The sequence below is a fragment of the Bradyrhizobium sp. genome (assembly GCF_047605465.1).
Lineage (GTDB): Bacteria > Pseudomonadota > Alphaproteobacteria > Rhizobiales > Xanthobacteraceae > Bradyrhizobium.
Map to the genome: position 1 here is coordinate 1 of NZ_JASGFS010000007.1, position 13,807 is coordinate 13,807.

Annotated in this window: 10 protein-coding genes; 5 read left to right on the plus strand and 5 right to left on the minus strand. The window is 65.5% G+C overall.

Features of this window, described 5'->3' with window-relative positions; translation table 11 throughout:
- Positions 1 to 630 (plus strand): SDR family NAD(P)-dependent oxidoreductase (locus QM712_RS09090; RefSeq protein ID WP_415022746.1); only part of this gene is annotated, 630 nt, incomplete at its 5' end.
- A 150-nt stretch (positions 631 to 780) separates the two neighbouring features.
- Positions 781 to 2,871, plus strand: coding sequence for a molybdopterin-containing oxidoreductase family protein (locus QM712_RS09095; protein ID WP_415022747.1), 2,091 nt, complete (start codon positions 781 to 783; stop codon positions 2,869 to 2,871).
- On the opposite strand, the gene QM712_RS09100 is transcribed toward QM712_RS09095, so the two are convergent.
- Positions 2,868 to 4,262 carry a caspase family protein gene (locus QM712_RS09100; RefSeq protein ID WP_415022748.1) on the minus strand — a complete coding sequence of 465 codons (1,395 nt, stop codon included), beginning with the start codon at positions 4,260 to 4,262 and terminating at the stop codon, positions 2,868 to 2,870. The genes QM712_RS09095 and QM712_RS09100 overlap by 4 nt on opposite strands.
- Before the next feature lie 163 nt (positions 4,263 to 4,425).
- Here QM712_RS09100 and QM712_RS09105 point away from each other — a divergent pair, with 163 nt between their 5' ends.
- Positions 4,426 to 5,208 (plus strand): enoyl-CoA hydratase/isomerase family protein, encoded by a 783-nt coding sequence (locus QM712_RS09105; protein ID WP_415022749.1) that lies wholly within the window; start codon positions 4,426 to 4,428, stop codon positions 5,206 to 5,208.
- An 884-nt stretch (positions 5,209 to 6,092) separates the two neighbouring features.
- On the opposite strand, the gene QM712_RS09110 is transcribed toward QM712_RS09105, so the two are convergent.
- Both QM712_RS09110 and QM712_RS09115 read right to left on the minus strand, forming a co-directional pair.
- Positions 6,093 to 6,521, minus strand: coding sequence for a GlcG/HbpS family heme-binding protein (locus QM712_RS09110; protein WP_415022750.1), 429 nt, complete (start codon positions 6,519 to 6,521; stop codon positions 6,093 to 6,095).
- Positions 6,514 to 9,525: an FAD-binding and (Fe-S)-binding domain-containing protein gene (locus QM712_RS09115; protein WP_415022751.1), complete on the minus strand. Its 3,012-nt coding sequence runs from the start codon at positions 9,523 to 9,525 to the stop codon at positions 6,514 to 6,516. Before QM712_RS09115 ends, QM712_RS09110 begins: the two co-directional genes overlap by 8 nt.
- Positions 9,526 to 9,741: 216 nt before the next feature.
- On the opposite strand from QM712_RS09115, the gene QM712_RS09120 reads away from it, so the two are divergent.
- Positions 9,742 to 10,941, plus strand: coding sequence for a pyridoxal-phosphate-dependent aminotransferase family protein (locus QM712_RS09120; protein WP_415022752.1), 1,200 nt, complete (start codon positions 9,742 to 9,744; stop codon positions 10,939 to 10,941).
- Between the two features lie 96 nt (positions 10,942 to 11,037).
- Entirely contained in the window at positions 11,038 to 11,835 is a 798-nt protein-coding gene (locus QM712_RS09125) for an enoyl-CoA hydratase/isomerase family protein (RefSeq protein ID WP_415022753.1), read from the plus strand.
- A gap of 57 nt (positions 11,836 to 11,892) precedes the next feature.
- On the opposite strand, the gene QM712_RS09130 is transcribed toward QM712_RS09125, so the two are convergent.
- The gene (locus QM712_RS09130; protein WP_415022754.1) at positions 11,893 to 12,249 is read right to left on the minus strand and encodes a hypothetical protein; all 357 of its coding nucleotides are present in this window, start codon (positions 12,247 to 12,249) and stop codon (positions 11,893 to 11,895) included.
- 37 nt (positions 12,250 to 12,286) lie between these two features.
- Positions 12,287 to 13,762, minus strand: coding sequence for a hypothetical protein (locus QM712_RS09135; protein ID WP_415022755.1), 1,476 nt, complete (start codon positions 13,760 to 13,762; stop codon positions 12,287 to 12,289).
- Positions 13,763 to 13,807 lie beyond the last annotated feature (45 nt).

Consider the following 13,807-nt stretch of genomic DNA (forward strand, 5'->3'; position numbering starts at 1 on the left):
GGCGGCTGGGCGGAAGCCGCCGCCTGCGACGCCGCGAGCGCTGCCGACGTCGCCGCGCTGGCGACGACGGTGATGCAGAAATTCCCGCGGATCGACATCGCCGTGACGACACCCGGGCTCAACATCCGCAAGACCATCCTCGACTACACCGAGGAGGATCTCGATCGCGTGGTCACGCTCAACGTCAAGGGCACCGTCTGGTTCTTCCAGGCGTTCGGTCGCATCATGGTGGAGCAGAAGGGCGGCAGCATCATCGCCTGCTCCTCGGTGCGCGCCGTCACCATCGAGCCCGGACTTGCGGTGTACGGCTCGACCAAGGCCGCGATCGGCCTGCTCGTGAAGGGCTTTGCTTCCGAGGTCGGCCGTTCGGGCGTCCGCGTCAACGCCATTGCGCCGAGCATCGCAGAGACCGCCCTGACGGGCCCGTTCAAGCAGCGCCCCGACATCTACGATCTCTATGCCGGCCACACCGTGTTCAACCGCTGGAGCAGCGCCGACGAGGTCGCGACCGCGGTCGCCTATCTCGCGTCGGATGCCGCGAGCTATGTGAGCGGCAGCACGCTGTTCGTCGACGGTGGCTGGACCGCTGTCGACGGCCCGCCGACCGGCCTCACGCGGTTGAACAAATAGGACCGGTCCGAACGTGATGTCCGGGTGCGGCATTGCCGCATCCGGGGCACGCGGCAGGAACCGGGAGCGCGCAGAACCTGAGCAAATTGCATGGGCAATGCCGGATAAATACGCTCGGCGGGCTGGTATTTTGGTGTTACGAATTTGTCTATGAACCAGCACGCCAAGATCGAAATCCGCCATTCGACCTGTCCGCATGATTGCCCGTCGGCCTGCGCCCTCGATGTCGAGGTGGTCGAAGGCCGCAGCATCGGCCGCGTCCGCGGTTCGAAGCGGCAAACCTATACGGCCGGTGTGGTCTGCGCGAAGGTCGCCCGCTATGCCGAGCGCATCCATCATCCCGAGCGGCTGATGTATCCGATGCGCCGCACCGGACCGAAGGGCTCCGGGCAATACGCGCGCATCGGCTGGGACGAGGCGCTCGACGAGATCGGGCATCGCTTCAACGCCGCCGAGCGCGAGTTCGGTGCGGAGTCGGTCTGGCCGTACTACTACGCGGGCACGATGGGGCTGGTGATGCGGGACGGCATCAACCGTCTCACGCATGTGAAGAAATATTCGCGCTTCTATTCGACCATCTGCGCGAATGTCGCGCGCGTCGGTTTCGCCATCGGCACCGGCAAAATCGCGGGAGTCGATCCGCGCGAGATGGCGCTCTCCGACCTCGTCGTGATCTGGGGCACCAATCCCGTCAACACTCAGGTCAACGTCATGACGCATGCCGCGCGCGCGCGGAAGGAGCGTGGCGCGAAGATCGCGGCGGTCGATATCTACGACAACGAAACCATGAAGCAGGCTGACATCAAGATCATCCTGCGGCCGGGCACCGACGGCGCGTTTGCCTGCGGCGTCATGCATGTCCTGTTTCGCGACGGCTATGCCGACCGCGCCTACATGGACAAATACACCGATTGCCCGGCCGAGCTCGAGGCGCACCTGAAGCCGCGCACGCCGGAATGGGCGTCGGCCATCTGCGGCGTGCCCGTCTCCGAGATCGAGGCCTTCGCGAAGGCGGTCGGCGAGACCAAGCGGACCTTTCTCCGCCTCGGCTACGGCTTCACCCGCTCGCGCAACGGCGCGACGCAGATGCACGCGGCGCTCTGCATTCCAGCGGTAACCGGCGCCTGGCAGCACGAGGGCGGCGGCGCCTTCTTCAACAATTTCGCGCTGTGGCACTTCGACGAATCCATCATCGAGGGACACGACGCGATCGACCGGACGACGCGCGCACTCGATCAGTCGCAGATCGGACGCATCCTCACCGGCGACGCCGAGGCGCTGCACGGCAAGGGCCCGGTCAAGGCCATGCTGATCCAGAACACCAACCCGATGACGGTTGCGCCGGAGCAGGCGCTGGTGCGTCAGGGGTTTGCGCGCGAAGACCTGTTCGTTGCGGTGCACGAGCAGTTCATGACCGAGACGGCGCAGATGGCCGACATCGTGCTGCCGGCGACGATGTTCATGGAGCACGACGATCTCTATTACGGCGGCGGACATCAGCACATCTCCGTCGGGCCCAGGATGATCGACGCGCCCGGTGAATGCCGGTCCAATCATCAGGTGATGCAGGCATTGGCGCCCCGGCTCGGCGCCCGGCATCCGGGTTTCGAGATGACGCCGCGCGAACTGATCGACGCGACGCTGAAGCTGAGCGGGCACGGCGACATCGCGGCTCTCGAAGCCGACATCTGGCGCGACCTGCAACCGGATTTCCGCACCGCGCATTATCTCGATGGCTTCGCTCATCCGGACAAGAAATTCCATTTCAAGGCCGACTGGGCGCATCCGCCGTTCGGGCTGATGATGGGCGAGTTCGACAAGATGCCGTCGCTGCCCGACCATTGGGCCGTGATCGAGCAGGTGGATCAGGACCATCCGTTCCGGCTTGCGACCAGTCCGTCGCGCAGATTCCTCAACACCACATTCAACGAGACGCCGTCCTCGCAGGCGCGCGAGGGCAAGGCGAGCGTGATGATCCATCCGATGGACGCCGCCGCACTCGACATCGCCGAGGGTGATGCGGTGACGCTCGGCAACACGCGCGGAGAGACCACGCTGGTCGCGACGCTGTTCGATGGCGTGCGGCGCGGCGTCCTGATCGCCGAGTCCATTCATCCGAACAAGGATCACATCGGCGGCCGCGGCATCAACATGCTGACCGGCGCGGAGGCGGTGGCGCCGATCGGCGGCGCCGCGTTCCACGACAACAAGGTCTGGATCAGGAAGGCGCCTGCCGCCTAGGGCACGCATTCCGCGACGCCGTAGCCCGCGAACTCCTTTGCGATGTTGGGGTCCATCGACTTCGCCAGATCGATGTCCATGCTGCCGTCGCTCCCGCTCCTGCGGCTGGCGATGCCGCGGCCGAACAGCGAGGACGAGGACCGCGGATTGCGCTGGATCGCGCCGGTGTAATCCTTGATCGCGTCGGCGGTGCGGCCGAGCTTGAGGTTGACGAGCCCGCGACTGTCGAGCGCGTCGCTCAATCCCGGATTGATCTGGAGCGCAAGGTTGCAGTCGGCGAGCGCGGCCTGCAGGTCGCCCGTTGCCGCGCGCGCCCAGCAGCGATTGTTGAGGGCCTCCGCATCCTTCGGATCGGAACGGATCACCGCGTCGAAATCCTGCATCGCGAGCGCATAGGCCCGCTTGATAGCGTAGACTTGGCCGCGCTTGTAACGCGAGACGGCATCGTTCGGATTGGCTCCGATCTTGCGGGTGAGATCGTTGATGACGGGATCCCTTGCCAGTTCGCTCGGGCTCGGCGCCGCGTCCGGCTGCGCCGCCTTGCAGACCGCTTGCTGCTCCGGCTTCTGCAATTCGGGCTTGGAGGGAGTCTTGTCGGGACCGTTGCCATCCGGCGGACGAACGATCGTGCCCGCAAATGCGAACTCGGTCGTCAGGGATGATGACAGCCAGGGCACCTGTTCCCGGTTGGTCGCGCCGACCACACCGTTCTTGGTGTTGGTCAACGCCTGTTCGGCGCTGATGTTCGGTGCGCGGATCTCGCGCAACAGTTCGGTGACGAACAGGCTGCGGTCGGTCTTGCCGCTCCCCACGACCGCGCCGAGCGCGGTGGAGTAGAGGACGAGCGAATTGCTCGGGGCGATCACCGGCGCCAGTCCCGCCGAATAGCGGCGAAAGCGCCGTTCGAACGGATTTCGGCGGCCCGCATCGACCAGCGCGATCTTGATCGCTGCACCGCGTACATTCATTTCGCCGAGAATGGCATCGAGGTTGAATCCGTCGCGGGAGACGTCCGGCTCGGTCCAGATCTGCGCATCGACCGGAAGCAGGTAGGTCTGCCGATTGGACTGGATGCCGAACCCGTCGAAGAAGATCAGCGCGACCGAGCCGCGCTCGATCCGGGCATAGAAGCGATCCAGTGCCTGCCGCATGGCGTCGCCCGTGAGGTTGGTCTGCCTGTCGACGGCAAAGCCGTCGCGCTTCAATTCCTCGGCGACGTCCTGCGCGTCGTTGGCGGCTTCGTTGAGCACGAATTCGTTGTCGGGGTATTTCGCGTTGCCGATCACGAGCGCGACTTTCGCGGCGTCGGCGGCGCGGCTTCCCGTGCCGCTGCCTGCGATCGTCAATCCTATCAGCAACGCCGCGACGGCGACACGCATGAAATGGCTCATTGGTGATCAAAATCTCCAGTCGGGATAACAGCCGTAACTCATCATTCAATTATCGAGCAAAGTTGCGCCAACACGCTACGGTGACGCAACGTCGCAGATTGCCCTTGCGCCCGCCGCCCGACCTGCCGCAAATGGCGACCAGAAGCAAGAAAGCGAGCGTGCCATGACCGATACCACAAGCGTCATCACCGAGAAGCGTGGGCAGGCATTCTGGATCACCATCAACCGGCCGGAAAAGCGTAACGCGCTGAACGGCGACGTGATCGCCGGCATCGCAAGAGGCTATCGCGAGGCGCATGACGACAAGGACGTCCGCGTCATCGTGCTCACCGGCGCGGGGGACAAGGCGTTCTGCGCCGGCGCCGACCTGCAGAATTCCGGCGCTGCGTTCGCGATGGATTTCTCTAAACCAAATGTCGACTATGCCGATCTGTTACGTTTGTCACAGAACGCGACGAAACCGGCAATTGCGCGTGTCGGCGGCGTCTGCATGGCCGGCGGCATGGGCCTGTTGTGCATGACCGACATGGCGGTCGCGGCCGATCACGTCATCTTCGGCCTGCCGGAGGTGAAAGTCGGCGTATTTCCCATGCAGGTGCTGAGCCTGTTGCAGAACATCGCGCCGCCGCGCCTCGTCAACGAATGGGCGCTGACGGGCGAACCGTTCGATGCCAAGGCCGCGCAGGCGGCGGGCCTGCTCAACTACGTCGTGCCGGCAGCCGAGCTCGACGCCAAGGTCGACTGGCTGATCGGCCGCATCGTCGACAAGTCGCCGACGGCGATCCGCCGGGGCAAATACGCCATGCGTGCCATCGCCTCGATGTCGTTCGACGAAAGCATCGCCTATACGGAAAGCCAGATCGCGCTGCTTGCGATGACCGAGGATGCCAAGGAGGGGTTGAAGGCATTCGGGGAGAAGCGCAAGCCGTCCTGGACGGGGCGGTGAGGGAAGCGACGCCTGTCGCCATCATGCCCCGCGAAGGCGGGGCAGTCAAAACACCGCGGCCCATCTGTATCCGCGCGCCGTAGCTGAAATCCTCGATCGTCCGCCTTCGCGGGTGATGACGCCGAAAGCCTCGTGCGAGCGCGCCACAGGCTGATCGCATCGCTTCTTCAATTCACATCTCAAACAGCAGACGCAGTTTCGCATTCTCGCAGCGTGTCTCGCCCGAGGTTTGCTCTTCGTTCGACGCCCTCTCGGGAAAGAGGGCGCAGGGAAGGCCGGATGCCGGCTGGCACCCGTTGAACTCCCGTGCGAAGACGTTGCACACGCAATGCACAGGAGGCACGACAGGGCAGCCGGGACATCCGGCCTTCCCCGCGCAATGGTCTGACGGCTTATGCGCGCTCTCCCCGGAGACGAGTTCCTTCTTGCCTCCGTCACCTCGCGAATTGGCGACGCAGCTTGCCCGGTCGGGATTGCCGCATCTCCGCAAGGCTTGACCGTAGCAACGACGGCCAGGACCACGCGTTTTCGCCGTACGCAGGCTTCCTGCTTCGCCCCGGGGCATTCTCGCCCAAGGGGCTCGCAGGCATCGAGCACCGTTCGTACAACGCGGCTTGCGAAGCGCTCACGGGGTTCGGCTCAATCCATCGCCCCGCCCTGTGCCTCGCATCCGCGACGGCGCTGCCAGCGTCCACCGCAGCCCGATCCACGTTCGTGACGACGTACGACCGCCCCTTTCCCGGATCGGGATAGGCGACATGTACGACAAATCCGAATTTCGGTAAATGAGAATATTTTCGTGTTGAAGACTTGACGCCGCGGCGACACAGGCGCCGGCTGCCGTCCCGGGGCGCGCCATCCGGCGCGCGCCCGGGAGAAACCGGCTAGCCCGCGTTTGCCTTCAGCCCGGCGGCCTGGATGCCCGCCACGGCGCAGGCCTCGTCGTTGTCCGAGGTGTCACCGGAGACGCCGACGGCGCCGAGAAGCGTAGAGCCGTCCTGGATCAGCACGCCGCCGGGCACCGGCACCAGCGCGCCTCTGGCCATCGTGTTCGCGGCGTCGATGAAATAAGCCTGCTCCTGCGCGCGCTGGAACAGGGCGCGCGAGCCCACGCCCATTGCGAGCGCACCATAGGCCTTGCCATGCGCGATCTCGGCGCGCATCAGGCTGGTGCCGTCCTGTGCCGCAGCGAGCTTGAGCACGCCGCGCGCGTCCAGAATGGTGACGACGAGCGGCTTCAGCTTCAACTCGGCGGCTTTCGCGAAGGCGGCGTCGAGAATCTTTCGGGAGAGGTCGAGGGTCAGTTCAGCCATGGCTGGGCTCCTTTGCAACGGGTAAGGGCGTGGATGAAGTCTTGGCGCGATCCAGGCTCATCGCCAGCACGCGCGCGACGTGAAGCGCCTCGCGCTGCGTGCCGTCGTGGATCTGATGCCGGCATGAGGTGCCGTCCGCGACGATCAGCGTCGTCTGGTCCGCACGCCGTATGGCCGGCAGCAGCGACAACTCGGCCATCTCGATCGAGGCGTCATAGGTCTCCGCGCCATAGCCGAAGGCACCGGCCATGCCGCAGCAGCTCGACTCGATGGTCTCGACCTTCAGGTCGGGGACCAGGCGCAGCACCTTCTCGACGGGCTTGAAGGCGCCGAAGGATTTCTGGTGGCAATGGCCGTGGACGACGGCCTTGTCGCCGATGGCGCCGAGCGGCAATTGCAGCCGTCCGGCCTCGGCCTCGCGCACCAGGAATTCCTCGAAGGTCAGCGCGTGGGCGCCGACGGCGCTAGCGTCGCCGTCCCGGCGCAGCGAGGCCAGCTCGTCGCGCAGCGTCAGGAGGCAACTCGGCTCGAGGCCGACGATCGGCACGCCGCGCACGGCGAACGGCGCGAAGGCGGCCACCAGCCGGTCGAGTTCGACCCGAGCCTCGTCGACGAGACCGGCCGACAGGAAGGTGCGGCCGCAGCAGAGCGGCCGCCGCCCGTCCGGCGGCGTCGGCAGATGCACGCAATAGCCGCCGGCCGCGAGCACGCGCAGCGCGGCTTCGAGGTTCTCCCGCTCATAGGTGCGGTTGAACGTGTCGGCGAACAGAACGACCTCGCGGCCGGTCTCCGGCCCGACGCCATTCGCCGGCGGCACGAACACATCGCTGCGGAAGGCGGGCAGGGCGCGGCGCGCACTGATGCCGGCAACGCGCTCCAACAGCCTGCGCAGCAGCGGGCTGTGGTTGCGCAGGTTCGCCAGCGGCGCCAGGCGCGAGGCGATGCCGGCGTAGCGAGGGAGATAGCCGACGAGGCGATCGCGCAGCGTCAGGCCGTGCGAGGCCGCGCGCGCGGCCAATACCTCGATCTTCATCTTGGCCATGTCGACGCCGGTCGGGCACTCATGGCGGCAGGCCTTGCAGGAGACGCAGAGTTTCATCGTCTCCATCATCTCGTCCGAGGTGAGCGCGTCGGGGCCGAGCTGGCCGGAGATGGCGAGCCGCAACGTGTTCGCGCGCCCGCGCGTGACATCCTTCTCGTTGCGCGTCGCGCGGTAGGACGGGCACATCACGCCGCCCTCGAGCTTGCGGCAGGCACCGTTGTTGTTGCACATCTCGACCGCGCCCTGGAAACCGCCGCCGGCGCCGGGATAGGCGGACCAATCGAGCCTGGTTTTCAGTTCGGTGACGCGATAGCCGGGTTTGTAGCGGAACAGCGACCGGTCATCCATCTTCGGCGCATCGACGATCTTGCCGGGGTTGAGGATGCCGTCAGGATCGAAGCGCTGCTTGATCTCGCGGAAGTCGGCGACGAGGCGCTCGCCGAACATCGTCTCGTGGAATTCGGAACGGACCAGGCCGTCGCCATGCTCGCCGGAATGCGAGCCCTTGTATTCGCGCACCATGGCGAAGGCTTCCTCCGCGATGGCGCGCATCGCCTTGACGTCCTTCTCCAGCTTGAGGTTCAGCACCGGCCGCACGTGCAGGCATCCCTCGGAGGCGTGTGCATACATCGTGCCGCTGGTGCCGTGCCGGGCAAACACCTCGTTCAGCCGCGCGGTGTACTCGGCGAGATGCGGCAGCGGCACGGCGCAGTCCTCGACGAACGAGACCGGCTTGCCCTCCTGCTTCATCGACATCATGACGTTGAGGCCGGCGGCGCGGAAGTCGGCGATGCCGCTCTGCAGCGCCGGCTCGACGATCTCGACCACGCCGCCCCATTTGCGCTTGTCGTTGCTCCAGCCGAAGCCGAGATCCGCCATGAGCTCGCCGAGTTGCTTGAGGCGCGTGAGATTGTCCGCCTGGTCCTCTTCGGCGAATTCGACCACCAGCACGGCATCGGGGTCGCCCTTGATCGCGGCGGAGATGACCGGCCTGAACATCGCGATGTCTCGGCCGAGCGCGATCATGGTGCGGTCGACCAGCTCGACCGCGATCGGCTTGAGCTTGACCAGATGCTGGGCCGCGTCCATGGCCTCGTAGAAGCTGCCGAAATGGCAGACGCCGAGCGCCTTGTTGCGGATCACCGGCCACAGCTTCAGCTCGACCTTGGTGGTGAAGGCGAGGGTGCCTTCGGAGCCGACCAGCAGATGCGCCATGTTGTTCGGCGCGTTGCGCGGCGTGAGCGCATCGAGATTGTAGCCGCCGACGCGGCGCTGCACCTGCGGAAAGCGTGCGGCGATCTCGTCGGCCTCGCGGGCGCCGAGATCGAGCATGTCGCGGAACAGCGCGCGCGCCTCGCTGCCGATGTCGATGTCGGAGAGATCGCGCGGCACCTCGCCGAAGCGGCCCAGCGTGCCGTCGGCGAGCGCGGCCTCCATCGACAGCGTGTTGTCGCGCATGGTGCCGTAGCGCAGCGAGCGGCCGCCGCAGGAATTGTTGCCGGCCATGCCACCGATGGTGGCGCGCGAGGCCGTCGAGACGTCGACCGGAAACCACAGGCCGTGCTTCTTGAGCTGGCGATTGAGATCGTCCAGCACGATGCCGGGCTCGACCACGCAGGTGCGGCCTTCGACGTCGAGCGACAGGATGCGGTTCAGGTGTTTCGAGAAATCGACCACGAGCCCGTCATTGACGGTCTGGCCGCATTGCGAGGTTCCCCCGCCGCGCGGCGTGACCTTGCGTCCATCGTCCCGGGCGATCGCCAGCGCCCGCAATGCCTCGTCCATGCTGCGCGGCACCACCGCGCCATAGGGCACGATCTGGTAGAACGAGGCATCGGTGGCGTAGCGCCCGCGGCTGAATGCGTCGAACAGGACATCGCCGGTGATTTCCCGAGCCAGACGTGCCTCGAGGCCGTCCTTTGGGGTCGATTCCCGTGCTTTTCCGGCCACTTCCGCCGCCATGATCCGCTCTCGCCTGTTCGCTGGCACCGTCTTGCCTACCGTCACGGCCCTTGGCAAGGCGAGCCCTGCTTCTTGTGCATTGACGGACCCCGCCGGGCGAGGGACAAGCCCGGCGAATAATGATATGCGAGCGGCTCGCCGGGGCCTTCATTCAGGCCGGCAGGCTAAGGCCAAGTTCAAGGCACACGACAGGCTCAAAGACCGGGAAGGACGCCCATGACCGTGCACACTGGAAGGCATTTTCTTCAGATTCCAGGACCGACCAACGTGCCCGACCGGGTGCTGCGGGCGATGGACATGCCGACGCTCGACCACCGTGGTCCGGAGTTCGCCGAGCTTGGTTTCGCCGTTCTGGCCGCCATGCAGCGGGTGTTCCGCACCAAGCAGCCCGTGATCATCTTCCCCTCGTCCGGCACCGGCGCCTGGGAAGCGGCGATGGTCAACGTCTTCTCGCCCGGCGACAAGGTGCTGATGTGCGAGACCGGCCAGTTCGCCGTGCTGTGGCGCGGCATCGCCGACAAGTTCAAGCTGGACGTCGACTTCATCCCGAGCGACTGGCGCCACGGTGCCGACCTCGCCGAGATCGAGCAGCGCCTGTCCGCCGACAAGCAGCACAAGATCAAGGCAGTCTGCGTCGTGCACAACGAGACCTCGACCGGCTGCGTGACGCCGCCGCTGGAGGTGCGCAAGCTGCTCGACCGCGTCAAGCATCCGGCGCTGCTGATGGTCGACACCATCTCCGGTCTCGGTTCGATGGAATACGAGCACGACGCCTGGGGCATCGACGTCTCGGTCGCGGGCTCGCAGAAGGGCCTGATGCTGCCGCCGGGTCTCGGCTTCAACGCGATCTCGGAGAAGGCTCTGGCGGCCGCCAAGGCCAATCCGGGCATGCGCTCCTATTGGGACTGGCAGGAGGTCATCAGCTTCAACAAGCTCGGCACCTTCCCCTACACGCCCGCGACCAACCTGCTCTACGGCTTGCGCGAAGCGGTCAAGATGCTGGAAGAAGAGGGGCTCGAGAACGTCTGGACGAGGCACAAGCGCCACAGCGCGGCGACGCGCGCGGCGGTGAAGGTCTGGGGCCTGGAGACGCAGTGCGCCGATCCTGCCGCACACTCGCCGGCGCTGACCGGCGTGCGCGTGCCGGACGGCCATGACGCCGACGCCTTCCGCAAGGTGGTGCTGGAGACCTTCGACATGTCGCTCGGCACCGGCCTGAACAAGGTCAAGGGCAAGGTATTCCGCATCGGCCATATCGGTCATTTCAACGACCTGATGCTGATGGGCACGCTCGCCGGCGTCGAGATGGGCCTCGATCTCGCCAAGATCCCGCATCGGAGCGGCGGCGTGCTGGCGGCCATGGACGTCCTGAAGGGACGCGACGTGGTGCCGATGACCAAGGCCCAAGTCGCTTAGCGGTCCAAGTCGCCTAAGGATCAAAGTCGCTTAAAGGCCCAAGCCGCTTGAAGATGCAGGCGGCCTGATCCATCCAACTCGAGAAATGAGCGCGCGATGAACGCACCGACGACGACCAGCGAAGACCTGCTCTACTCCGTCCAGGACGGCATCGCGTGGATCACCTTCAACCGCCCGCAGGCGCGCAATGCGCTGACCTTCGCCATGTACGAACGCATGGCGGAGATCTGCCTCGAGATCAACGCCGACCGTTCGATCAAGGCACTGATCCTGACCGGCGCGGGTGAGAAGGCGTTTGCCTCCGGCACCGACATCTCGCAATTCCGCGCCTTCAAGACCGCGCAGGACGCGCTCGACTACGAGGCGCGGATCGATCGCGTACTCGGCACGCTCGAGCAGTGCCGCGTGCCCGTGATCGCGGCGATCGCCGGGGCCTGCACCGGCGGCGGCGCGGGGATCGCGGCGTGCTGCGACATCCGCATCGGCACCGAGGCGGCCCGCATCGGCTTTCCGATCGCGCGTACGCTCGGCAATTGCCTGTCGATGTCGAACATCAGCCGTCTCGTCTCGCTGGTCGGACCCGCCCGCACCAAGGACATGATCTTCAAGGCGCGCCTGGTGGAGGCGCCCGAGGCACTCGCGCTCGGACTGCTCAGCGAGATCGTGCCCGACGTCGAAACGCTGCATCGCCGCGCAGAGGAGACCGCGAGACTGGTCGCCAGCCACGCCCCGCTGACGCTGGAGGCGACCAAGGAGGCCGTGCGCCGCATCCGCCGCACGCTGTCGCGCGAGGAGGGCGAGGACCTGATCCTCAAGGCCTATATGAGCGAGGATTTCCGCGAAGGCATGGATGCCTTCCTCAACAAGCGCACGCCGAACTGGAAGGGCAAGTAGTCTCCGCCACTCACGCCTGCGGCGCCGCGATGGCCGTTGCGGCGCGCTTTCGCGCGTTCAGTTCACCCGCGCGTATTGCTCCTGCTCGCAATGGTCCAGGATCACCGATTGCCTGGAGCCCTTGTAGATGTCGTCGAAGAAGACCGAGTAGATGACGGTCTTGGTGGAGGGCGCTGCTTCCCTCAGGCAGAGGAAATATCCGCCCGGACCATGCGCGGTCTGTCGCAGCGCGGAGACCTCGACCGGAGCAATCATCTTGGTTTCCGTCACGGCGTCATGGAGACCCTTCTGGAGCGCCTCCTGCGTCGGCGGTCCCTGCAATTGAACGGCAGGCGGGATGGGGCCCGACGTGTCCGGCCACACCGACGAACAGGCCGACAACAAGAGGCAGAGTGCAGGCAGATAACGCTTCACGGGGACCGACGGCTCCAAAATCCCTGACAAGGGCGATCTAGTCCTTGCCTAGATTGGTGTTCCCTTGACGCATTGCAATCCACAACAGCCACGCGGCGGCCAGAACCAGGGGGAGCTGCACGAGATAGGCCGGCCAGCCCATCCACGGTCCGTAGTGGAGGAAGTACATCTGCTTCGGGAATTCCGTCAGGTCCGCATAGTCGTTGCCGACCCATGGGGCGATGTTGAACTTGAGCCAGATCTGCCCGTTCAGGATCGTCAGGGCGGCAAAGAGATACAGCAGGGGCTTTGAGATCCCGGACCGCTCCAGGGCCAGCGCCAGCCCCAGCACCAGGCATGGCCAGCCTCCGAGCATGAAGCGGGATTCCGTGACCAGCACCAGCGGCAAGGTGATGGCGACGACGAAGACCGGCCCGAGGCCGATCTTGTGCAGTTCGGCGCTCACGTCTTTCCATCTGAGCATCACGAGCAGGACGGCGGGTCCCCAGAGCAGTGTCGCGGAGAGGAACGGCATCAGGAACTTGCCGCGGCCGGTCATGGGAAACACGACCAGCTGCAAGACGTAGAGCATGCCGCTGGGATTCGAGACGTTCGGATTCGACAGGAGCGTGAATGCGATCTGCGGGATCAGGAGCGCGGCCCCAGCAAGAAGATAGAGGCGCAGAGGCACATCGGCGAGCATCGCCAGGGGAGCGCGCCGGCTCAGCAGGATCGGGCCGATCAAGATCCAGAGGGCGAGCACGACGACGATCATGGACGGGGCACCGGTGAGAAAGATGCCCAGCTCGTGTGTCACGGAGCCGGTCTTGCGTGCAGCAACAAGCTGCAACAGGACGACGATCGAGACCGCCGCCGCTGCGGCCGCGACGAACATGAGGAAGGCACGCATGTGGCGGTCGCGCGGCGTCCAGTCGGCAGCCGTCGATGGCAGCCGCACGCTCGCGTCATCCGGCAGTCTCAGGTTCAGGGAGATCAGCATGACGGCGCCGTAGAAGCCCGTCAGTTGCCACACGAACGATCCCGCGATCGTCACGGCGAGGAGCAGCAATGGTCGCCGCTCCAGAAACAGCAAAAGCATGAGCAGGCTCACCAGCAGCGCAAGGCCATCGGTCAGCACGGCGTAGTACATGAGATTCTTGGTCGCAAAGTAGTTCAGGAACAGGCTCGCGAACCCGAGCCAGCGTCCGCTCTGCCCGAGCGAGAGCAAATCCGCCATTCGGTTCCAGATGACGACACCCAGGACGAACGAGAGCAGATTGAGAATTTCGAAACCGCGGATGATGTTCTGATTGGAGAACTCGGCCCCCGTCAGCGCGAGCATGGCCTTCACGATGAGCGAGGGAAGTATCCGCTGCGAATAATATCGGCTGAGTTCCCCGTCGCTGATCATCGCGCCGAGCCTGCGCACCATCTCGGCATAGGTGACGCCGTCCCATCCGAATCCTCCCCCGGCCGGAACGGTCTCGCCGAACAGGATATTGCCGACGCCCAGGACGAGGACGATGGCGACCATGCAGATTGTCGTCGCCGACGTGCTCGATTTCGAAATGTGGCTGTG